This is a genomic window from Marinobacter sp. H13 (assembly GCF_059072335.1).
Window position 1 is genome coordinate 1,959,545 of sequence record NZ_JCACRU010000001.1, and the last position, 23,019, is coordinate 1,982,563.

Annotated in this window: 18 protein-coding genes; 7 read left to right on the forward strand and 11 right to left on the reverse strand. The window is 58.9% G+C overall.

The features are described 5' to 3' along the window. Positions 1 to 22: 22 nt before the first annotated feature. The 5 genes from AC5JQH_RS09125 to AC5JQH_RS09145 form a co-directional block, all read right to left on the reverse strand. A complete protein-coding gene (locus AC5JQH_RS09125; RefSeq protein ID WP_493805504.1) occupies positions 23 to 3,325 on the reverse strand; it encodes a transglutaminase family protein in 3,303 nt (1,100 codons plus the stop codon). 35 nt (positions 3,326 to 3,360) lie between these two features. Continuing rightward, a complete protein-coding gene (locus tag AC5JQH_RS09130) occupies positions 3,361 to 4,299 on the reverse strand; it encodes an alpha-E domain-containing protein (RefSeq protein ID WP_493805505.1) in 939 nt (312 codons plus the stop codon). Position 4,300: 1 nt separating this feature from the next. Continuing rightward, positions 4,301 to 5,761, reverse strand: a complete 1,461-nt coding sequence (locus AC5JQH_RS09135) for a circularly permuted type 2 ATP-grasp protein (protein ID WP_053113310.1) — start codon at positions 5,759 to 5,761, stop codon at positions 4,301 to 4,303. Positions 5,762 to 5,775: 14 nt separating this feature from the next. Next, on the reverse strand, positions 5,776 to 6,837 hold the full coding sequence (locus tag AC5JQH_RS09140) for a zinc-binding metallopeptidase family protein (protein WP_493805506.1): 1,062 nt from the start codon (positions 6,835 to 6,837) through the stop codon (positions 5,776 to 5,778). A gap of 115 nt (positions 6,838 to 6,952) precedes the next feature. Then, positions 6,953 to 8,536, reverse strand: coding sequence for a flavin-containing monooxygenase (locus AC5JQH_RS09145; RefSeq protein ID WP_493805507.1), 1,584 nt, complete (start codon positions 8,534 to 8,536; stop codon positions 6,953 to 6,955). Positions 8,537 to 9,042: 506 nt separating this feature from the next. On the opposite strand from AC5JQH_RS09145, the gene AC5JQH_RS09150 reads away from it, so the two are divergent. From AC5JQH_RS09150 to pntB, 3 genes are all read left to right on the forward strand, one after another. Beyond that, positions 9,043 to 9,675, forward strand: coding sequence for a TetR family transcriptional regulator (locus tag AC5JQH_RS09150; protein WP_092030832.1), 633 nt, complete (start codon positions 9,043 to 9,045; stop codon positions 9,673 to 9,675). A gap of 104 nt (positions 9,676 to 9,779) precedes the next feature. Continuing rightward, complete coding sequence (locus AC5JQH_RS09155) at positions 9,780 to 11,357, forward strand: Re/Si-specific NAD(P)(+) transhydrogenase subunit alpha (RefSeq protein ID WP_008172671.1); 1,578 nt, start codon at positions 9,780 to 9,782, stop codon at positions 11,355 to 11,357. Between the two features lie 12 nt (positions 11,358 to 11,369). Then, positions 11,370 to 12,761 carry a Re/Si-specific NAD(P)(+) transhydrogenase subunit beta gene (pntB, locus tag AC5JQH_RS09160; protein ID WP_273043874.1) on the forward strand — a complete coding sequence of 464 codons (1,392 nt, stop codon included), beginning with the start codon at positions 11,370 to 11,372 and terminating at the stop codon, positions 12,759 to 12,761. 30 nt (positions 12,762 to 12,791) lie between these two features. Here pntB and bamE read toward each other — a convergent pair whose 3' ends face one another. Both bamE and AC5JQH_RS09170 read right to left on the reverse strand, forming a co-directional pair. Beyond that, complete coding sequence (gene bamE / locus AC5JQH_RS09165; RefSeq protein ID WP_053113314.1) at positions 12,792 to 13,097, reverse strand: outer membrane protein assembly factor BamE domain-containing protein; 306 nt, start codon at positions 13,095 to 13,097, stop codon at positions 12,792 to 12,794. A 152-nt stretch (positions 13,098 to 13,249) separates the two neighbouring features. Further along, on the reverse strand, positions 13,250 to 14,362 hold the full coding sequence (locus AC5JQH_RS09170) for an NADH:flavin oxidoreductase (protein WP_008172665.1): 1,113 nt from the start codon (positions 14,360 to 14,362) through the stop codon (positions 13,250 to 13,252). A gap of 89 nt (positions 14,363 to 14,451) precedes the next feature. Here AC5JQH_RS09170 and AC5JQH_RS09175 point away from each other — a divergent pair, with 89 nt between their 5' ends. Beyond that, the gene (locus tag AC5JQH_RS09175) at positions 14,452 to 14,934 is read left to right on the forward strand and encodes a winged helix-turn-helix transcriptional regulator (RefSeq protein WP_008172663.1); all 483 of its coding nucleotides are present in this window, start codon (positions 14,452 to 14,454) and stop codon (positions 14,932 to 14,934) included. A gap of 145 nt (positions 14,935 to 15,079) precedes the next feature. After that, positions 15,080 to 15,796, forward strand: a complete 717-nt coding sequence (locus AC5JQH_RS09180) for an OmpW/AlkL family protein (RefSeq protein WP_008172661.1) — start codon at positions 15,080 to 15,082, stop codon at positions 15,794 to 15,796. A 149-nt stretch (positions 15,797 to 15,945) separates the two neighbouring features. On the opposite strand, the gene AC5JQH_RS09185 is transcribed toward AC5JQH_RS09180, so the two are convergent. Further along, positions 15,946 to 17,268 (reverse strand): DEAD/DEAH box helicase, encoded by a 1,323-nt coding sequence (locus AC5JQH_RS09185; protein WP_008172658.1) that lies wholly within the window; start codon positions 17,266 to 17,268, stop codon positions 15,946 to 15,948. A 320-nt stretch (positions 17,269 to 17,588) separates the two neighbouring features. Here AC5JQH_RS09185 and AC5JQH_RS09190 point away from each other — a divergent pair, with 320 nt between their 5' ends. Then, entirely contained in the window at positions 17,589 to 18,404 is an 816-nt protein-coding gene (locus AC5JQH_RS09190) for a TlpA disulfide reductase family protein (RefSeq protein ID WP_008172657.1), read from the forward strand. A gap of 37 nt (positions 18,405 to 18,441) precedes the next feature. Here the strand turns inward: AC5JQH_RS09190 and AC5JQH_RS09195 are convergent, their stop codons facing one another. Both AC5JQH_RS09195 and AC5JQH_RS09200 read right to left on the reverse strand, forming a co-directional pair. Further along, entirely contained in the window at positions 18,442 to 18,897 is a 456-nt protein-coding gene (locus AC5JQH_RS09195) for a DUF302 domain-containing protein (RefSeq protein WP_008172654.1), read from the reverse strand. Positions 18,898 to 18,966: 69 nt separating this feature from the next. Continuing rightward, the gene (locus AC5JQH_RS09200) at positions 18,967 to 19,887 is read right to left on the reverse strand and encodes a lysophospholipid acyltransferase family protein (protein WP_493805508.1); all 921 of its coding nucleotides are present in this window, start codon (positions 19,885 to 19,887) and stop codon (positions 18,967 to 18,969) included. A 194-nt stretch (positions 19,888 to 20,081) separates the two neighbouring features. Between AC5JQH_RS09200 and mltF the strand changes: the two genes are divergently transcribed. Next, positions 20,082 to 21,458 (forward strand): membrane-bound lytic murein transglycosylase MltF, encoded by a 1,377-nt coding sequence (gene mltF / locus AC5JQH_RS09205; RefSeq protein ID WP_104270944.1) that lies wholly within the window; start codon positions 20,082 to 20,084, stop codon positions 21,456 to 21,458. On the opposite strand, the gene AC5JQH_RS09210 is transcribed toward mltF, so the two are convergent. After that, the gene (locus tag AC5JQH_RS09210) at positions 21,459 to 22,985 is read right to left on the reverse strand and encodes a flavin-containing monooxygenase (RefSeq protein WP_493791768.1); all 1,527 of its coding nucleotides are present in this window, start codon (positions 22,983 to 22,985) and stop codon (positions 21,459 to 21,461) included. Positions 22,986 to 23,019: the final 34 nt, after the last annotated feature.

Consider the following 23,019-nt stretch of genomic DNA (forward strand, 5'->3'; position numbering starts at 1 on the left):
TCAAACCACATGTCCAGGCATCTTATTTGTGATATCGCAGATCCAGGGTAAACGGAAACTCCCGATGCTCCGGAACCGGCCGCAGGGGCTGTTGCCCCGAGCTGTGTCCCATCCGGAAGAAGCGCGCCATGCGGCGGCCTTCCGCTTCGAACGAGTTCACCGGCAAAGTCTCGAAATTCCGGCCACCGGGATGGGTCACGTGATATTCACAGCCGCCCAGGCTGCGTTCATTCCAGGTGTCCACGATATCAAACACCAAAGGCCCATCCACACCAATGGTCGGGTGCATGCACTGGGATGGCTGCCAGGCACGGTACCGGACGCCGGCGACCGATTCACCCACCATCCCTGTTGGCTGAAGCGGCAACGGCACCTGATTGCAGGTGATCTGGTAACGATCCGGGGCAGCGCCGCGTACCTTCACCTGCAAACGCTCCAGGGAAGAATCCACGTAGCGGGCGGTGCCGCCGATCGCGCCGTGTTCCCCGGTCACATGCCAGGGCTCCAGAGCCGAGCGCAGCTCTAGGGTTATGCCCTTGACCTTGTAATCGCCGATCCGGGGGAACCGGAACTCGAAATGGGGCGCGAACCACTCGCTCTCGAGCGGGTAACCCTGGGCCTTCATATCGTCGATGACGTCCTCGAAGTCCTGCCAGACATAGTGAGGTAGCAGGAACCGGTCGTGCAGCTCGGTTCCCCAGCGAACCAGCCCGCTGGGTTTGTAGGGCTGCTCCCAGAATCGGGCCACCAGCGCCCGCAGCAGCAATTGCTGGGTCAGGCTCATGCGGGCATGGGGTGGCATCTCGAAGGCCCGCAATTCGAGCAGACCATGACGCCCACCCGGGCCGTCCGGGGAATAGAGCTTGTCGATACAGAATTCGGCCCTGTGGGTATTGCCGGTGACGTCCGTAAGCAGGTCCCGGAGCAAGCGGTCCACCACCCAGGGCGCGACCTTTTTGCCCACAGGGCATAACCGCTCCATCTCCCGGAACGCCAGTTCCATTTCGAACACATGGTCGTTGCGCGCCTCATCAATCCGCGGCGCCTGGGAACTGGGACCAATAAACAGGCCGGAAAACAGATAGGACAGGCTGGGATGGTTATGCCAGTAGCTGATCAGGCTGCGCAACAGATCCGGACGCCTCAGGAACGGGGAATCCTCTGCCTTTTGCGAACCCAATACAAAATGGTTGCCACCACCGGTGCCGGTATGACGTCCGTCCATCATGAACTTCTCGGAGGTCAGCCGGCACTCATAGGCGTCCGCGTACAGAGTCTCAGTCTGTTCAACCAGCTCATCCCAAGTCCGGACCGGCTGCACATTCACTTCGATCACCCCGGGGTCTGGCGTGATGCGGAAATGACTCAACCGGTGATCCGAGGGTGGCTCATACCCCTCGAGCAGAACCGACTGCTGCAGCTCTTTGGCGGTTTTCTCGATGGCGGAAACCAGGGCAAGGTATGGCTCCAGCTTCTCCAGCGGCGGCATAAAAATACGAAGAATGCCCTCCCGGGGCTCCACGCACAGGGCGGTGCGGACAATCTCGGGTGCCGACTTTCCTTTTTTAGGCGGCGCCCGTTCCGGCGACACCTGCCCGGACTGGCCCCGGCTGTTCCATTGCCGGATTTCCTCGCTGGCCGGCAGCTGGCCACGGGGCGCAAACGGGTCCTGCTCATGGATCCAGGGGTAATCGGCTTCCTCCACCCAGGGCTGGCTGTCCAGAGGCAGCCGGTGCCCCATGGGGGAGCCGCCCGGAATCAGGTAACAGCGTTCACTGCGAAGGAACCACGGGCCGGTTTCCCAGGCCTGTTCCTTTTCCGACACACGCAGTGGCAGCACGTAGCCGACGGGCTCATCCAGTCCCCGGCTGAAAATCTGCTGAAGCTGCTTGCGCTCCAAGGCATTCTCGAGTTTCGCATCGAAAGGATCGACGTTGACCGGTAGACGTCGTTCCCGCCACAAGTAATAAAAGGCATCCTCGAACCCCGGGAACAGCTGTTTTTCATCAACACCAAGCTCTTTCGCCAGGGCCGACAAAAACCTGTGGGCATCTTCCGGGCTTGCGTTGCCTTCGATGCGCTCATCCGCCAGCCAGCGCTCGTCCCGCCAGATCGGCTCGCCATCCTTGCGCCAGTAACAGTTCAGGGACCATCGGGGCAGCGGCTCCCCCGGATACCACTTTCCCTGGCCGAAATGAACCAACCCGCCAGCGCCATAGCGATCCCGCATCCGGTGATAGAGCTCGATGGCCTTCTTGCGCTTGGTGGGGCCCATGGCCTCGGTGTTCCACTCCGGCTCGTCCCGGTCGTGATTCGCCACGAAGGTGGGTTCACCGCCCTGGGTCAGACGCACATCCAGTTCTGTCAGACGCTGGTCCACGTCATGGCCCAGCCCAACGATGCGTTGCCACTGGGCCTCGGTATAGGGTTTGGTCACCCGAGGTGCTTCCCAGATGCGCTGAACGCTCATCTGGTGCTCGAACTCGACCCCGCACTCCTCAACCATGCCGGTAATTGGCGCAGCCGAGGACGGATCCGGGCTGCAGGCCAGCGGGATATGCCCTTCTCCGGCAAACAGGCCGGACGTCGGATCCAGCCCCACCCAACCGGCGCCCGGCAGGAAGACTTCGCACCAGGCGTGCAAATCGGTGAAGTCTTCCTCAGCGCCCGAGGGACCATCCAGTGCTTTCTGGTCTGCCTTGAGCTGAATCAGGTAGCCGGACACAAAACGCGCCGCCAGCCCCAGATGCCGAAGCGTCTGCACCAGCAACCAGGTCGAATCCCGACAGGAGCCGGAGCCCTTTTTCAGGGTTTCCTCCGGGGTCTGGACACCCGGCTCCATCCGGATCAGGTAATCAATACGGTCAGCAAGGCTCTGATTCACACCCACCAGGAAATCCACGCTGGGGGTTTCCTTGCGGTCTATGGTGGCCATCCACTTACGGAATTCCGGTGTTTCCGGCAGTTTCTGTAAATAAGGCGCCAGCTCTGCCGTCTGCCATTCCTCGTAGTCAAACGGAATGGTCTCTGCCCGGGGTTCCAGAAAGAAATCGAACGGGTTGATCACGGCCATCTCGGCAACGAGGTCCACGGTGATCTTCAGCTCGCCCGTTTTTTCGGGGAACACCAGGCGGGCCAAATAATTGGCCTGGGGGTCCTGTTGCCAGTTAAGGAAATAACCTTCTGGTTCCACCTTCAGCGAGTAGCTGAGGATGCGGGTTCTCGCGTGCGGACAGGGACGCAGACGAACTATCTGGGGCCCAAGGGTGATCGGGCGCTCATAGCGATAGTGGGTGGTATGGCTCAGGGCAACATGAATCGACATGGAACCTATCTCGCGGGCGAATAGAATTGGGAGTTTCAGGCTGTCTCGTAGACAGGAAACCAGGTCTCTGCAATGTCTTCGTGAAGCTCGCCGATCTCTAGTTGCAGGTTTTCCAGGAACAGGATCACGTCTTCCTTGCGGATCAGTGCATCCACGTCGCCCTCCCGGGTATGACGTACTGCCTGCAATGCCGTGCGTAACGGAATCTCGTTCCTTGGCAGACGGCCCAGGGCACCGGCCACTTCGCTGAGGCTGTGCAGCACAGACCGCGGGAACGGCTCGTTCTGCAGCAGGAAGCGAATAACCAGAGGCCCGCTGACCTTGCGCCGCACGTTGTGACGGTACATCTGGAAGGCGCTCTGGTAACGCAGCACACTGGTCCACAAGAGCCCGCCGTAGGTTTCGGTGCCATCCCAGCCGTCGAGGAACTGCAGCGCGCCCACTTCAATCTGCCGGGTGGCCATGTCCGCCCGCTCCAGGTTGCGGCCTACCCGGATGAAGTCATACCCCTCATCGTGACTCATGCAACCGGCCAGCAAACCATTTAGCATCTGGCAGCGACCCACGATTTCGTTGAGGAATTCGTACCTCGCCCGCTTACCAACCCCCTGGTCTATGTTCTCCAGGATGTACCGGTACAGCTCGTTGATCACCTCCCAGGCGTCGGTCGGAATCTGGTCCCGGGTGGTGCGCACGTTCTCCCGGGCGGCCTTGATGCAGGAGGCAATGGAGCTCGGGTTGTAGCCATCCGCCATCAGAAACTTCACACAGTTGCGCTCATCGGCCTTCTGATGATGCTGGTCAAACAGCGCCCCCATGCCCGTCACGGCCACCAGTCCCTTCCAGGAAAGCTGGGTTTCCCGGGGCATGTCGAGCGACAGGGAATTAAAGGCCATGATCATCCGGGCGTTGTTCTCTGCCCGCTCAAGGTATCTGGCCATCCAGTACAGTCGTTCCGCTACACGTGACAGCACATCAATTCTCCTCGTCCACGATCCAGGTATCCTTGCTTCCACCGCCCTGGGACGAATTCACCACCAGGGAGCCTTTTCGCATCGCCACCCGCGTAAGCCCGCCAGCCGTAACGTAGGTTCTCACGCCCTGCAGCACAAAAGGCCGAAGATCCAGGTGTCGGGGCGCCAGGCCCTCGTCGCACAAAGTTGGGGCCACAGAGAGACTCAATGTGGGTTGGGCGATGTAGTTGCGCGGGTTCTTCTTGATCAGGCGCGCGAACTCGGTGCGCTGCTTCTTGGTGGAATGGGGCCCCACCAGCATGCCATAGCCCCCGGACTCGTTCGCGGGCTTGACCACCAACTCGTCGAGATGCTCAAGGACATACTCCTGATCCTGCTTGTTCACACACATGTAGGTGGGCACGTTCGGGATGATCGGCTCCTCATCCAGGTAGTAACGGATCATGTCCGGCACGAAGGCGTAGATCACCTTGTCGTCGGCCACGCCGGCACCCGGTGCATTGGCGAGGCCAACCTTGCCATTGCGCCAGGCTCGCATCAGACCGGGCACGCCCAGAGTGGAATCGGAACGGAATACCTCCGGGTCCAGGAAATCGTCGTCAATGCGGCGATAAATCACATCCACGCGCTCCAGGCCCTCGACAGTACGCATGTAGACACAATCATCTTCGCCAACCACCAGGTCGGCCCCTTCTACCAGCTCGGCGCCCATGCGCTGAGCCAGGAAGGAATGTTCAAAATAGGCGGAGTTGAAAATACCTGGCGTGAGCACCGCAATTTTCGGGTGGTCCTGAGGCCGGGGCGAAATCGACGCCAGCATGTCGAACAGCTGGTTGGTGTAGTCATCGACCGGCAGAATGCTGGTTTTGTCGAACAGCTCCGGGAACACCCGTTTGGTCAACTGACGGTTCTCCAGCATGTAGGAAACACCCGAGGGGACCCGCAGGTTGTCCTCAAGAACATACACCTTGCCATCTTTATCCCGCACCAGGTCGGATCCACAGATGTGCGCCCAGACCCCCAGTGGCGGCGTGAACCCCCGACATTGCTCGCGAAAGTTCTTCGAGTTGGCGAACACATATTTGGGGATGACCTTGTCCTTGACGATGTTCTGGTCGTTGTAGATGTCGTTGATGAACATGTTTAGGGCCGTCAGGCGCTGGGCCAGACCCTGCTCGATGGTTTCCCACTCCCGACGCGAAATAACCCGGGGAATGATGTCGAAGGGCCAGGCCCGGTCAATATTTTCGCCCTCGCTATAGATAGTGAAGCTGACCCCCATCTCAAGTATCGCCAGTTCGGCCGCCTGCTGGCGCGCCTGGATTTCCTCGGAACCAAGATTGCCCAGGTAGTCGGTAATCGCCGTGGCCGCAGGCCGGGGCTTGCCCTTGGCAGCAATCAGTTCATCGTAGAACTCGTTGGGATCGTAGTTTTTCCAGTCTATCGATTTGTTCTTTTTCATTTGGGGTCCTTTCGTTAACCACCGTGAGCTATTCGGTGTACCAGACGGAGTTTCTCCACCACCGGAGCCGCAAGCACGAAGGGGTAGGCATCGTCATGCCCCATGCTTCGATTCAGGCTGTTGAGCGCAAGCGTCAGGGGTAACCAGTGCTTGATCAGTGCATCGAAATCGTCGGCCTGGTAGGGGTCAAACGCAGGGTCTGGTTCGCTGTTCATTACCGGGCGCTGGCGGGCATTCACCCGCATCCCGAACTGCCAGGCAGTCTCTAATGTATCCACCATATGCAGGTAGTGTGCCCAGGTCTCGGCCCAGTCTTCCCAGGCATGGCTGCTGGCGTAGGAGCTGATGTACCAGCTCTGCCAGTCACCCGGCGGGCCGTACTGGTAATACTGGTCCAGCGCCTGTTTGTAGTCTCTGGCGTCATCACCGAACATCTCCCGAACCGGCCCAAGCCACGGCCCGGACCGGACCAGGATGTCCCAGTAGTAATGACCGGATTCGTGACGGAAATGCCCCAAAACAGTGCGATAAGGCTCAGCCATCTGGCTGCGCATCCGCTCCCGTTCCACAGGATCTGCCTCGGCAATATTCATGGTGATCACGCCATTTGCGTGGCCGGTTTTTACTTTCGCGCGTTCGTCGAACATCGCCGGCTGGTCAGCCAGAAAATCAAACGCCAGCCCGTACTGGTCCTCATTACGGGGTTCGCAGGGCAGCTCAAGGCGCAACACCGAATACACCAGACGCCGCTTTTCCTTCTCCAGACGCCGCCAGAGATCGTTGTTCTTCAGAATGCTGAGATCGGGGATGGTGCGGTTCAGTCGGCAGGCGACACAGAAGGTGTGGTCGTCCGGAGAAGGGATCAGCCAGTTGCAGGCACCCTGGTTCTGATAGTTGCCACAAAGCCTGTAGAGGTCGCCCCGGGCGACGGCCGCCCAGGTGCCATCATCGTTTGGCTCGATAGCCAGCAAGTCCATGACATCCGGGGCAAAGCCCAGTCCAGACCCACAACTGGTACAACGACTGTTTTCAAAATACAGCAGGTTGGCGCATCGGCCACAGTGAAACAGCTTCATCAGGGGACATCCTTGGCCGAGAGCGGCAAGACCATCCTTTCAGTATTGGCCAAAAGGGCCAAAACGCAACCTGGACACGCCCGAAAGCTGCCCGAAAGTCCCCCGCTGCCAACCGTTAAACGGCCAGAGCCGATTCGCGCTCGCTAACCCCGGATTCTGGTGCACGAACCAGATATTGAGCCGCATCAAAGCGTCGTGTCTGCTGACGGAACTGCCAGGTGAAGCCTGGCCATAATGTGGTGTTCTTGCCGTTTTCGTTCACGTACCAGCTCTTGCAGCCGGTCTGCCAGACTGAATCACCAAGCTTTGCGTGAATGGAAGCGTTGTAACGGCTCTGGGCGTCCGGCTTCACTTCCATGCTGCTCCATTGCTGCCGGCGCATCTTTTGGAGGGCATCCAGCACGTACTGGATCTGACTTTCGATCATATACACCATGGAGCTGTGGCCGAGGCCGGTATTCGGCCCCATCAGCATGAAGAAATTCGGGAAACCGCTGATGGTGGTGCCTTTGTATGCTTCGGCGCCATCCTTCCAGGCATCCAGCAGATCCTGACCATTACGGCCAAAGATCATGCTCGCGAGAATCGGGTCCTGGGCTCGGAAACCGGTGCCGTAGATGATGCAATCCACCTGCCGCTCATTACCCTGGCCGTCGATCACGGTGTTGCCCTGCACCTCACGGATACCCTCGGTCACCACGTCCACATGATCCTGCGCCAGCGCCGGATAGTAGTTGTTGGAGATCAGTACCCGCTTGCAGCCAAAATGGAAATCCGGGGTAACTTTTTTGCGAAGCGCCTTGTCCGGAATCTGGTTGCGAATATGCCGGCGGGCCTGCAGTTCACCAAGCTTCAGAATACGGGGGTTACCCACAAAGCCCAGCACCCGCGCCTCCAGGGACCAGTAAATACTCTGACGGAAGGCATTGAGTGTTTGCGGGAACATCCGGAACAGCCGCTTTTCCAGCGGCCTGATAGCCCGATCCGGCTTGGGCATGATCCAGGGCGGCGTGCGCTGGTATAGGTCCACCCGTGCCGCCTGCTTCGCCACCTCCGGAACAAACTGGATGGCCGAGGCACCGGTGCCGATCACCGCCACCCGCTTGCCGCGCAAATCGTAGTCGTGGTCCCAGTCCTGGGAATGGAAACGCTTGCCCGTGAAGGATTCGATCCCCTTGATCTCCGGGTAGGCCGGCGTGCTAAGTCCCCCCATCCCGGAAACAAGGATATCCGCCCTCAACGTGGTGAATTCCGGCAGGCTCTTATCGGCGCGATCCAACCGACCTCCCGGCTTCACGCCCTTGCCCTGCATGTATGCCCACAGTGACGGGCTGTCACAGGTTTCAAGGGTCCACCGCTGGCGGTTCTCGTCAAATCGCGCCCCGGCCACATGGGTGTTCAGCCGGATATGCTTCATCAGCCCGTACTTCTCGGCGCAATGCTTCAGGTAGGCCTTGATCTCATGCTGTTGGGCATACATCCGGCTCCAGTTCGGGTTCTGTTCGAAGGAGAAGGAATAGAGTGCAGACTGCACATCACAGGCACACCCCGGGTAGTGGTTCTGGTGCCAGGTGCCACCGATGTCGTCACTCTGCTCCAGGATCACGAAGTCGTTGTAGCCGGCTTCCCTGAGTTTGATGGCCATGCCCAGGCCGGAGAATCCGGTGCCGATGATGGCGATCTGTGTGTTCTGTGTCATTGCTGCACTCCTGCGTTGGCCCCAGTGCCCCAGCTAAACGGGACACTAGACCTTGTCTGTTGTTATCCGGCGGGTCATCATGGCCGGTAGACACATGTATACACAGCTTGGTATACAACCGTATACTCCTGGTTCGGTGATTGGCCTCAGGTGACTGATCATTGGCCTCTGCGGCGGGCTCTGGCTGGGGGGGGCTGGTCATTTGTGGGAAGGGCTTCCAAAACGCGCTCCTTGCGGCACATCCCTGTGACGCTTGGCTCTCGCCATCCATGGCGAGAGACAGTTTTGGAAGCCCTTCCCACAAACGACCGTCAGACTCACAGTGGCCCGCCCTCATACAGTCGCCTCAAGTCTGGCAGCCCACTTCCATTGTTCGGGGGCCGTGTTGGCAGGTATTCCGAAAATGCTCGGAGCCAGGGATGGCGGAGAGCAAGCGTACATGGACGTACTTGCAGCGGTTTTCGGAATACCTGCCAACGCGGCCAACCTCCAAAGCAGAGGAAAAGATGAACGGATTAACCGGCGGAAAGCTGAAACTCATCCAGGCTGCGCTTCGGCTGATTACCGAAACCCGGAGCCTGACGTCGCTGGGACTGCGGGAGCTTGCCCGGGAGGCGGGGCTGAATCCGAATACCTTTTACCGACACTTCAAGAGCCTGGATGAATTCGGCCTGCAGGTACTGGGTTACATTGCCGAGGAGATGAAAGCCGGGGTCCGGGATCTGCGGCAGATGGCGGATTCTTCCGAACAGGCGTCGCGGGATACGGTGGCGTTTGTGTACCACTACTTCCTGGCCAATCCGGCGGCAACTACGGTGGCCGTGCGGGAACTCCACGGCCCCTCCCCGATACTGCGACGGGCCCTTGAATCACAGCTTGAAGCCAGCGCCCGGGAAATGGCCGAAGACATTATCGAGCGGCAACTGGTGAGCGCCGTGCCGTCCGAGACCATTCATGAAATCTCCCGCATGACCATCCGCTACATCCTGTTCCGCGCCATGGACTACATCGAGAAACCTGCCCAGCGGGAAACCATCCAGACCGAAACCGAACATTTCATCAACCGGCAGTTCCGGGGTGCGATGCTTGATCACCTGTCGCAAACGGAAGTCGAACGTCTCGCCCAGAAACACAGCTGAAAAGCCTCCGATAACTCCCCTTTCCGGGCAGATCTGGCAACCTGCACTAGTATGTAGATAACCAGAACAAGTGATCGATCGGGAAATCCGGAGGCAAACCAATAATGAAAATCGGTATCCCCAAGGAAATCTTTGAGGACGAGCGGCGAGTGGCCGCCACGCCACCTTCTGTTCACAAGTTAATCGGACTTGGTTATGACGTCATCGTGGAAGGCGGCGCCGGCGAGGCGGCGAACTACTCCGATGCCGCCTATGAAAAAGTGGGCGCAGCCATCGCAGCCGATACCAGCTCGCTCTGGAAAGAAGCCGACTTCATTCTGAAAGTCCGCGCGCCCATGGAAAATCCGGCGCTGGGTAAACACGAAGCGGATCTGATGAAAGAGGGCGCGTTTCTGGTCAGCTACATCTGGCCGGCGCAAAACCCGGAACTCCTGGAAAAGCTGGCCGCCAGAAAGATTACCTCTTTTGCAATCGACAGCCTGCCCCGCATCAGCCGCGCCCAGAAGATGGACGCCCTCAGCGCCATGGCCAACATCGCCGGCTATCGGGCGGTGATCGAGGCGGCGAACCACTTCGGGCGTTTCTTTACCGGGCAGGTTACCGCTGCTGGCAAGGTGCCACCCGCGAAAATCATGGTCATCGGTGCCGGGGTGGCTGGCCTGGCAGCCATTGGCGCGGCCAATAGCATGGGCGCTATCGTGCGGGCCTTTGATACCCGGCTGGAAGTGAAGGAACAGGTCGAGAGCATGGGGGCCGAGTTCCTGGAACTGGATTTCGGTGACGAGGAGGGCAGCGGCAGCGGTGGTTACGCCAAGCAGATGAGTGACGAGTTCATCAAGGCGGAGATGGCGCTGTTCGCAGAGCAGGCGGAAGAGGTGGATATCATCATCACCACCGCCCTGATTCCCGGTAAGCCGGCCCCGAAACTAATTACCGCGGACATGGTGAAATCCATGAAGCCCGGCAGCGTGATCGTGGATCTGGCTTCCGAGCGAGGCGGTAACTGCGAACTGACCGAACCGGGCAAAGTCGCCCATCAACACGGCGTTACCCTGATCGGCTACACCGACCTGCCCAGCCGGATGGCCAAGGTGGCCAGTGATCTTTACGCCACCAACCTGGTGCATCTGCTCACCGAGCTGACGCCCGAGAAAGACGGCACGCCGCTGGTGAACATGGAAGACGAAGTCATCCGCGGCCTGACGGTGGTTCACGAGGACGAAATAACCTGGCCGCCGCCACAACCGGAATCGCCGGTCAGCCCCAAGCCCGCACCGGGCACCGAGGAGCCTTCAGCCGAAGCAAAAGCGGCCGCCAAGAAGGACGCGGACCGTCGCAGCCTGATCGGCAAAGGCGTTCTTCTGGTGGTGACGGCCCTGGCGCTCTACGGAGTGGGCGCCCACGCGCCGGAAAGCTTCCTGCAACACTTCACTGTGTTCGTACTGGCCTGCTTTATTGGCTGGCAGGTGATCTGGAACGTAACCCCTTCCCTGCATACCCCCCTGATGAGCGTTACCAACGCCATCAGCGGCATCATCGTTATCGGCGCCATTCTGCATCTGGCCCAGGCGGAGAATATTGCCGTTGGCATCATGGCATTTGTGGCGGTGCTGATTGCCAGCATCAACGTGGGCGGTGGCTTCCGGGTCACCCATCGCATGCTCAAAATGTTCCGCAAGTAGGAGGCGCCCGATATGAGCACAGGATTGGTGAGCGTGGCCTACGTGGTCGCAAGTATCTGTTTCATTCTCAGCCTGGGCGGCCTCAGCCACCAGGAATCGGCTCGGCGCGGTAATCTCTACGGCGTCGCCGGCATTATCATCGCGGTGGGTGCCACTCTGGCCAGCGTAGACGGAGGCATTACCGCCATCATCATTGCCGTGTTGCTCGGTGCCGGCATTGGCATTCCCATCGCCAACAAGGTGGAAATGACCCAGATGCCACAACTGGTCGCCCTGCTCCACAGTTTCGTGGGTCTGGCGGCGGTATTGGTAGGTTTTTCCGGTTATATCGAGCCGTTGATTGCCACCTCCGGTACCGAGCACACCATCAAACTGGTGGAGGTGTTTGTCGGCATTTTTATAGGTGCCATTACCTTCACCGGTTCACTGGTGGCCTGCGGCAAACTGGACGGCCGAATCGACAGCAAGGCGCTGACCCTGCCCGGACGGCACCTGATGAACCTGACAGCGATCATTGTCTGCGTCTTGCTCGGGGCCTGGTTCCTGGGCACCGAGAGCATGGCACTGGGGATCGTTGCCCTGATCCTGATGACCGCCATTGCCTCGGTCCTCGGCATTCACCTGATCATGGCTATTGGCGGCGCCGACATGCCGGTGGTGGTTTCGATGCTTAACAGTTACTCCGGGTGGGCCGCCGCTTCCATCGGTTTCATGTTGGGCAATGATCTGCTGATTGTCGTTGGTGCCCTGGTGGGCAGCAGCGGTGCCATCCTCAGCTACATCATGTGCAAGGCCATGAACCGCTCGTTCATCAGCGTGATCCTCGGTGGCTTCGGCCAGACCAGCAGCAGTTCGGCGGCCGCGGATGCCGATCAAACGGTGCACGAATCCAGTGCCGATGATGTCTGCGAGGAGTTGCGCAACGCCCAGTCGGTGATCATTGTGCCCGGTTACGGCATGGCGGTGGCCCAGGCCCAGAACGGCGTCAGCGAAATGACCAAGATCCTTCGGGAACGGGGCGTAAACGTGCGTTTCGGCATTCATCCGGTGGCCGGCCGTCTGCCAGGGCATATGAACGTGCTATTGGCGGAAGCCCACGTCCCTTATGACATCGTGCTGGAAATGGACGAAATCAACGATGACTTCCCGGATACCGACGTGGTGCTGGTCATCGGCGCCAACGACACCGTGAACCCGGCCGCCGCCGAAGACCCGGGCAGTCCGATTGCCGGCATGCCGGTGCTGGAGGTCTGGAAGGCCCACCAGGTGGTTATCCTCAAGCGGGGCATGGCCACCGGTTATTCCGGGGTGGAGAATCCACTGTTCTTCAAGGACAACGCCCGTATGCTGTTCGGCGATGCCAAGGAAAGCATCGATAAGCTGGTAGGAGGCTTGCGGGGCTGAAGGCAGCCCCGCGCCTGTTTTCTTCGGGAGTTATTCGGTGGTGTTGTACACGTAGGACGACACGGTGCCGTCCTGGTTGAACCGCACCACCAGGTCGGTGGTTTCCGCTTCACCGAAGGCAGACCACTTGTACTTGCCATAGGTCCAGGTGCGTTTGCCGTCTTCGATCCCGGTGCGCCACGGCTCGCCGAACATCTCCTGGATATCGGCCCGCGTGGTTTCACCAATCTGGATCTGGTCCACATTGTGGGTGGCGAAGTCTTTGCCGACAGTCGCACAGCCCACCATGGCCGCCATCACCAGAGCCACGCACAACGTTTTAACCGAACCAATCATCGACATACGTATCCCTCATATTCGGGTGAATTTCACCCATCATAACGTGTCTCTGAGCAGACGCGATTACGAAGACGACAGGTTTCCGGAAACAAAAAAGCCGCAGGCCGGGAGGCGCTGCGGCAGGTCGATCGTCCGATCGAAGGGGATAATCAATACAGTTTGGCGAGGGACTTCTTGGCGAAGGATTCGACTTCGTTCAACCGGCCTTCTTTCACCTTGATCAGCCATTCGGGATCCTGCAGAAGTGCCCGACCAACGGCAATCAGCTCGAACTCGTGGTTATTCATCCGCTCCACCAGCTCATCGATCCCGGCTTTCTCAACCGCTTCCTGCTTGCTGGCAAAGGTGCCGCTGATGAAATCTTCGGTCAGCCCGACACTGCCCACGGACATGGTCGGCTTGCCGGAAAGCTTCTGGGTCCAACCTGCGAGGTTCAGATCCGAGCCTTCAAACTCCGGCTCCCAGAACCGGCGGGTAGAGGCGTGGAAAATGTCCACACCGGCTTCCACCAGTGGCTTCAGGAACCGTTCGAGTTCCTCAGGGCTGTTCACCAGTTTGGCTTCGTAATCCTGCTGCTTCCACTGGGAGAACCGCAGCATGATCGGGAAATCAGGCCCGACGCGATGGCGCACCGCCTCAACGATTTCGACCACAAAGCGCAGGCGGTTTTCCATAGAGCCGCCGTATTCATCGTCCCGCTGGTTGGTGCCTTCCCACAGGAACTGGTCCAGCAGGTAGCCATGGGCACCGTGGATCTCGACACCATCAAAACCGAGGGCTTTGGCATCCTGGGCGGCATCGGCAAAGGCGGTGACCACGTCCTCAATATCCTCTTTGGTCATGGCTTTGCCGTTGGGCTTGCCAGGGCCAAACAGACCGGATGGGCTGTAACCGGGCACCGAAGGATCCGGAGGTGTGCCTTCCTTCCGGACGGCGCCAACGTGCCAGAGTTGCGGGAAAATGGCTCCACCGGCTTCGTGCACGGCATCAACAACGTTTTTCCAGCCTTGAAGGGCGTCGGAACCATGAAATGCCGGCACATTGGGATAACCACTGGCGGCGGGGTGATTTACTGTAGTGCCTTCGGTAATGATCAGACCAACGCCGGCTTCGGCGCGGCGCTGATAATAGGCCACAACATCCTCACCCGGCACACCATCAGGCGAGAAGTTGCGGGTCATCGGTGCCATCGCCACCCGGTTACGCAGCTTGAGGTTGTGAAGTTCAAACGGTTCGAAAAGCGGGCCAAGATTCATGCTCATGGTAATGTGCAACCTTACTAGTTTGGTTTCGTTAAGCAACCATATTGAATCTGGTTTTAAAATGCAACCCTATTCAGTACACTCCCACCATGGCCAGAAAACGTTTTGATGACTCCAGTTGCTCCGTCGCCCGTGCCCTCAATGAAGTGGGTGACTGGTGGTCCCTGCTGATCGTACTACACGCCATGTATGGCACCCGCCGGTTCGTGGACTTCCAGCAGGAACTGGGCATTGCCAAGAATATCCTCTGCGATCGTCTGGCCCGGCTGGTGGATAACGAGGTGTTGCGCAAGGTGGATGTGGGCGAACACGGCTCCCGCTTTGAATACCGCTTGACTGAGAAAGGCCGGGATCTGTTCCCGGTGGTGATTGCCCTGCGCCAGTGGGGCGACAAGTGGAATCCCGCCCCGGACCAGACACCCCTGGACCTGCGCGACCGTGCCACCGGCCGCCCTATTCACACGGTGGAAGTCCAGAATGCCGATGGCAACCCCCTGAGCATCCGGGATGTGTTCGTACCGGACGAGAGTCTGCCCGAAGGCAAAAGACCTCCGCCTGACTCTCCGCAGTAATCGCGGCACCGCCCGATTTCTTGAGCTACGTCAATCTTGCGATCAAACCAGCCCCCCTGCCCGGCCAATCTTGCGCTAAATCAAGTTTCCTTTCTCCGCTGCCACTAATCTGAAGCCATCAACGATTCAGGTTAAGGAGATGGATATGTCCCGCACATTTAAACTTGGTGTTCTGGCTGCAGCGGTTATGGCTGCGGCGCCGGCTGTTCAAGCGTACGAAGCTGGTGATTTTATTGGCCGCGTTGGCGTGGTGACTGTTGATCCGGATTCCTCCAGCAGCAATTTGAACTCCAATGCTCTTGGTGAGCTTGACGGCGCCAAGGTTAGCGTTGATTCCAACACTCAGTTGGGCCTGACCGTGAGCTATATGTTCACTGATCAGATTGCTCTGGGTATTCTGGGCGCGACGCCGTTCAAGCACAACATTGAAGGTGATGGATCCATTCTGGGTGGCGCCGGCAAACTGGCCGAAACCAAGCAACTGCCGCCAACCATCACGCTGCAATACTTCCCGATGCCAAGTGGCAGCAAGTTCCAGCCTTATGTTGGCGTTGGCGTGAACTACACCAACTTCTTTGAAGAGAAAACCACCCAGACTCTGACCGATACCTATGCAACACTCGCCTCAGGCGTGGACCGCACCGACATCGAACTGGATGACAGCTTTGGCTTGGCAGCTGAGATTGGCCTGGATTACATGGTCACAGACAACATCGGTGTAAACGCCGCTATCTGGTACGCAGACATCGATACCGAGGCCACCATCAACGCCTACGCTGGCAACACTAAAGCAGACACCAGCACCATTGACGTTGATATCGACCCCTGGGTCTACATGGTAGGCCTGTCCTACAAGTTTTGATCCCCGTGCCTCCGTCAGTCGCCACGGTCTGTTGGCTGGCGGAAGGTGCGTTCTCCTGTGCGGGGCCCTCCGGCCCCGCCTTTTTTTTGTCCGCCAGAAACAGGAAGGCGGAGCACCTGCCCCGCCTTCCTGAACTGTCCTGACCTGCCTCAGGCACTCTGGCGCTGGGCTGAGCGGCTTCGCTGACCACCGCCATTCTGGCTCCGGCCACCACTGCGGCCACCTGGCTTGTCCCCAAAGCTTTTCGGCTTGCCTCCGGGCCGGCCATTGCCACCACCGTTACTACTGCGGGTACGGGCGCGGCTGGGATCGGCCTTGGCTTTCGGTTTCAGCGGCAGGTTGTTGGTAGGCTCAAAGCCTTCCACTTCCGTGCGCGGCAGCTGCTTCTTAATCAGTCTTTCGATACCGGCGAGCATTTTGCCTTCATCGGCACTGACCAGTGACAGGGCGTGACCACTTTCACCGGCACGGCCGGTGCGACCAATACGATGCACATAGTCTTCCGGCACGTTGGGCAGTTCGAAGTTCACCACCTGGGGCAGCTGCTTGATGTCCAGACCACGAGCAGCGATATCCGTTGCCACCAGCACACGCACTTCGCCAGCCTTGAAGTCCGCCAGCGCGCGGGTGCGGGCACCCTGCGACTTGTTGCCGTGAATGGCAGCAGCGGTAATACCGTCCTTCTCCAGTTTCTGGGTCAGACGGTTGGCACCGTGCTTGGTGCGGGTAAACACCAGCACCTGGTCCCAGCTGTTGTCACGCACCAGCTTGCTCAGCAGGGCGGTTTTCTGGCTCTGATCCACCGGGTAGACAGACTGCTTGATGTTTTCGGCAGAGGTGTTTCGAGCCGCCACTTCAACCTGAACCGGGTTATCCAGCAGACCTTCGGCCAGAGTCCGGATCTCGTTCGAGAAGGTGGCGGAGAACAACAGGTTCTGGCGCTTGGCTGGCAGCAGCGCAAGAATCTTGCGGATGTCGCGAATAAAGCCCATATCCAGCATGCGGTCGGCTTCGTCCAGCACCAGGATTTCCACTTCGTTGAAGCGCACAGCGTTCTGCTGATACAGGTCCATCAGGCGGCCCGGTGTTGCCACCAGCACGTCCAGGCCTTTGCGCAGCTTCATCATCTGCGGATTGATTTTCACACCACCGAAAACCACCGCGGCCTTGGTAGGAACGTATTTGCTGTAAAGATTCACGCTGTCGTGAACCTGTGCCGCCAGTTCACGGGTGGGCGTCAGGATCAGCGCGCGGGGGCCTTTGCCGGTGCGCGGGTTTTCACCCAGACGCTGCAGCAAGGGCAAGGTAAAACCGGCGGTTTTGCCGGTACCGGTCTGGGCAGCAGCCATAACGTCCCGGCCAGAAAGCACGGCGGGAATGGCCTGGGCCTGAATGGGAGACGGGGTTTCATAACCCTGGTCAGACGTGGCACGGACCAGCTGCTCGGACAAACCGAGTGAAGAAAAACTCATATTGGATCAACTCTTGATTATTCTGCCTCCACGACCACCGTTCTCGGTGAATGCGGGCAGATGCCATGAACATTCATGGAATAAAAGACGACTACGGTCACGCGCCGTTATCGGGGTGACGTCCTCTGACAGGTCGTATGGAAAGGTCGCACGGGCTTAAAGCCTTAAACTGCGGAATCCCTAGAGGCAGGATGCGGGCACATTAACAGAGCCCCGGCCAATTAGCCATAGGTGATTATAATAAGCATCCGAAGGAACCTGGATTGCATCTTCGAGTCAGACTGCCTTTACGAAACCGAACCACACAGGGATTTGTCAGAATGAGCGTCAGTATCGGCCCAGTGAGCCTGTCCATCGGCCATCTTCTCCTGGTTATCGCCTTCGGCCTGGCTCTGCTGGTTGGAGGGGTGCTGGGCCGCAAATATCGGGTGCCGGTAGCCGGATCGGTGGCCGATATCTTTGTAGTCGCGATGCTGAGCGCCCGGATCGGTTTCGTAATCAGCTATTTCGAGCATTACCAGAACGACCTGCTGGGCATCATTGATATCCGTGACGGCGGTTTCGATGTGCTCTGGGGTGTCATAGGCGCCATCATCTTCACCGGCTTTCTGATGTGGCGCAGGAGAGCACAACGCAAGCCGCTGGCTACCGCCGCGTTAACGGGCGCCCTGTTCTGGGCCGGTACCGCAGGCACCATTACACTGATCGAACAGCAGGCCCGCAGTATGCCGGACGTGGCCCTGCGCTCGCTCAATGGTGAAGTGATCAACCTGTCCCGGCTGGCTCCCGGCCAACCCCTGGTCGTGAACCTCTGGGCCACCTGGTGCCCGCCCTGTATTCGCGAAATGCCGGTGCTGGAGGAGGCCCAGCATATCTACCAGGATGTCGCCTTTGTGTTTGCCAACCAGAGGGAACAGCCGGAAACCATCCGTTCCTTTCTTGAGGAAAACCGTCTGAACCTGAACAATCTGTACCGGGACGATCAGGCTCAGCTGGCCCGGGCGGTGGGCAGCAATGGCTTACCAACCACGCTTTTCTACAATGCCCAGGGCCAATTAATCGATTCCCACATGGGCGAACTGTCACGGGCAACACTGGCAAGAGGCCTGGAACAGATCCGTACACCCGAGGAATGAACCTGGCTCGATTTCCCGATAGTGGCCTGAGTTTTATCTATTGAGTGGCCGCTTTGGCAAAATTCCCCAATGCGCCACTCACTTTATCGAGCACCTCATCGCATCCTTCGATGTCATGGCGGCCCTTCAGGTATTGCGGATCGTTGTACCCCAGCCATACCTCACCGTTGGCATCCTCCCAGATCAGGGCTTTCTGGGGCAGGTCAATGGCCACACTCTGAGCGCACTGCATCAGTGGCGTGCCGACTTTGGGGTTGCCGAAAATAACCACTTCGGTCGGACGCAACGCCAGCCCGGCTTTTTCCGCGCCCTGCTGATGATTAACCCGGGCCATGACCGTCATGCCTTTCTCCTTCAGCACAGACTCGAGTTTGTCCGCCGTCGCTTTGACATCGTGACTGCTTTTCACCGCGATCAGTCCATCTGCGGCATGAGTGAGCGTGGCGAACAACAGGGTTGATGCCACGAGAACCAGTCTGAGAGTGCAGCGCATAGTATCCTCCTGAGCCTTTGCTGAAGATTTCAGGATAGAACAGCAGCGGGCCTCACGCATGCAAACGCTTCAGTAGATCGCTGCCGCACCTTCTGGCCTGCTCTTGAAGCGCTTGTGCAGCCACAGATACTGATCGGGCTGCTCACGAACGGTGGCCTCAATAAACCGGTTCCAGACTTTGGCGTCCTGTTCCGGATGTTCGCCGAAGGACTCCTGAATCGGAGAGAACACCACCCGGTAACTGCCATCGGGCATTCGCAGGTGACTCACACAGATAACGGCGGCGCCGGATTCCCGGGCAATGTAGCTCGGCGACGTAATACAGCCGGCACTGACCCCGAAAAAGGGCACAAACACCTCCGACTTGTTGCCGAAATCCTGATCACAGGCGAACCAGACCTGCCCCCCTTCCTTAAGAAACGACAACATGGGTCTGATCTGACGCTTGGTGAAGGGCCGGATACCAAAATGGCGTCGGCGGCCGCGTTCGATCATACGGTCGATCACCGGGTTGTTGTTGGGGCGATACATGTAACCCGGCTTATCGAGCTTGCAGGCAATCAAGGGCAGTGCAAAATCGAAAATACTGTAGTGACCACCGATCAGCAGCACACCCTTGCCGCGTCGTTTCGCTTCTTCAAGGTGCTCGGTGCCATATACCGAGGCGGTTTCGCAATAGGGAGTCATATCCCGCCACCAGGCATGAACGCTTTCCAGAACGCCACGCGCCGAGGCCACGAAGGCATCCTCAACCAGTTGGCGACGGGTTGCTTCATCCAGATCCGGCATGCAGGCGGCGAGATTGGCGTCGGCAACCCTGGCACGGGATCGCATTTTTCTGGAAAGCAGCCTGCCCAGCCATCGACCAAAGCGCTGCTTCAGCCCCATGGGCAGGAACGACAACAGCCAGAGCAGGAAGACCAGAGCCCAGGCCCCCCAGAAAGCGGGATGCCAGAGAGCGCGTTTTCTACTTTTTCTACCGGAGGCCATACAACGGTCGCCTGTAATCTGTAAATTAAGAAGGGTCGGTAAGCCTGACACATTCTCCACTGGCAGGATACTTGAGATCCTCATTGGTCCTGTTGGCCCAAAAAGGGATCCAATTCCGGAATTCAGGAGTAAGGTTTACAGGAGATACGCGTTAATACTTAGAAATCATCCTAAAAGACAGGGAATTCCTCGCTATGTCCCGATGGAAGTTCGCCCCCGGCATTCTGATCCTGCCGCTCGTATTCGCCGGCTGCAGTGAAAATAACAGCCAACAGACGACAACACAGCCGACAGCAGAGCTCAAACCACCGTCGGAAACCGGGACTCTCAAGGTCGCCACCCGCAATGGCTCCACCACCTATTACCTGGATCGCCACGAAAATCCTGTCGGTCCCGAGCATGCGCTGATCAGCGCCTACGCCGAACAGCGTGGCTGGGAGGTGGAATGGACCATGCTGGAATCCACCAGCGAAGTTCTGGCTGCGCTGGAATCCGGCAATACCCACCTGGCGGCAGCCGGGCTGACCCACCTGGCCTCCCGGGATGAGCGTTTCGCCCGGGGCCCGGCCCACACCGAGATTACCGAACAACTGGTCTGCCATCGCGATGCACGCCCCATGCCCCGGAAGCCCGAAGACATCCCGGGCACCGATATTGTCGTGACTGCCGGCTCCAGCTATGCCGAAACCCTGAACAAGCTCAATGAGCAACACCCGGGCATCGGGTTTCGGGAAGATGCAGACCGCACCACAGAAGTGATTCTCTCGGATGTCGCGGAACAGGACGTCGGCTGCACCGTGGCCGATTCCAACATTGTTCAGGTAATGCGCCGGCACTTCCCGCATCTGGAAGTGGCAATGACGCTCACAGAAGGCCGGAATCTGGGCTGGTACCTGCCCATGGGCTCGGAAGATCTTGGCTCGGATGCCCACGAGTGGATGAACAGCGTGGATGGCGATGAAGCCATCGGCCTGATGGAAAACCGCTACTATTCCTACATCGGTGATTTCGATTTTGTCGATCTGCGGGCACTGAACCGTCGGATTGAGGATCGGCTACCCGAGTTCATTGATGAATTCCGGGAAGCCGAGGCCAAAACCGGGATGCCCGCAGACCTTCTGGCCGCCCTGTCTTACCAGGAGTCCCATTGGGACCCGGCAGCAAAATCTCCCACCGGCGTCCGGGGCATCATGATGCTGACCCGACGAACCGCCGAATCACTGGGTGTGACCAACCGGCTGGACCCGGAGGCTGCCATTGATGGCGGAGCACGTTACCTGGCCGACCGGCACCGCCGCCTGCCAGAGACCATTCCGGAGCCAGACCGCACCTTCCTGGCGCTGGCCAGCTACAACATCGGCCGGGGCCATCTGCTGGATGCCCGTGCGCTGGCCCGGACCCTGAACAAGAATCCGGACTCCTGGCAGGAAATGACCGAGGTTTTACCCCTCAAGGCTGACAAGCGATACTACCCCAGCACCCGTTACGGGTACGCCCGTGGCTACGAGCCGGTGCACTACGTGCAGCGCATCCGCAACTACCGGGACGTCATACGTTCGGCCTTTGAATGATCAGGTCCCAAACAGGGCCGAGCGCAAAGGCCGCAGGAAACCACCGGATTCTTTTTGGCTTGCGTGGGTCCGCTTGCCGTCGAATTCCAGGTAGCCATCCTCAATTGGCTCAAAGCGCAGGATTTTCACATCTTCCAGGTAATTCTGGGACGACTTCCAGGGCCCGTGGGTACCCTGGCGGGGGAGACGATCAGCGGCGCGGTTGATGTAGCCGGCATTGAGGGACCCCAGGACGGTGTCGTCGCCGCGACTGTTTTCGGTGTCCCGTGCCACCACGGTGCGATAGCCCCGCTTGTCCATGAGGTTCATCAGCCGGCACAGATACTCGGCGGCAATATCCACCTTCAGGGTCCAGGAGATGTTGGTGTAGCCGAAAATCATGCCGGCATTGGGCACGCCCTCCACCATCACGTTCTTGTAGATGACTTTGTCTTTCATCACCACTTCTTCACCATCCACCGTCGGTCGGATACCTCCCAGCATCTGGATATCCAGGCCGGTTGCCGGAATGATGATGTCGGCCGCGAGTTCCTCGCCGGATTTCAGGTGGATGCCGGTTTCCGTGAAGCGATCAATATGATCCGTGGCGATGGCGGCCTTGCCCGCTTTCATGGCCTGGAAAAGATCCCCGTCTTTCACCACACACAGGCGCTGGTCCCAGGGATTGTAATCGGGGGTGAAATGCCGCATGTCGGCGGTGTCGCCAACCTTGCGCTTGATAATGCTCAGGAAAAGCCGACGCATGAACTGCGGGCTCTTTCTGGAACGCTGGTATAGAAAACGGGAGATGGCAATATTCCGGGCCCGGGTCAGCCGGTAGGCGGTTTTCTCGGGCAATATTTTCTGCAGGGCCAGAGTCAGCTTGTCGGTGGAGGGCAACGGCATCAGATAGGTGGGTGAGCGTTGGAGCATGGTTACATGCGCGGCCTTCTCCGCCATGGTCGGCACCAGGGTGATCGCGGTTGCGCCGCTGCCAATGACCACCACCTTCTTGCCCGTATAGTCGAGATCCTCCGGCCAGTGCTGCGGGTGCACAATCTGGCCACGGAAATCACTTTCGCCGGGGAAGTCCGGTTTGTAGCCCTGATCATAATTGTAGTAGCCGGTACACCCGACCATGAAGTTGGCGGTGTAGTGCTCGGTTTCCCCGGTTTCTTCGTTCAGGGCCGTGAGCTTCCAGCATTTGTCGACGCCCGACCAGTCCGCCGTTTTGACGGCCAGGCCAAAGCGAATGTGGCGCTCAACGTCGTGTTCCCTCGCGGTCTCCGCCACATAATTCTTGATCGACGCACCATCCGCCAGCACCTTGCCACCGGTCCAGGGGCGGAAGTTGTAGCCGAAGGTGAACATGTCGGAATCCGAGCGGATACCCGGGTAACGGAACAGGTCCCAGGTGCCACCCAGGGACTGACGGCGCTCAAGGATGGCAAATGACTTCCCGGGGCATTCATGTTTCAGGTGACACGCCATGCCAATGCCGGAAACGCCGGCGCCGATGATCAGTACATCGAAATGCTGGTTACTCATTGCCCGTCCTCTCGGATTCCAGTCCGCTTTTTAT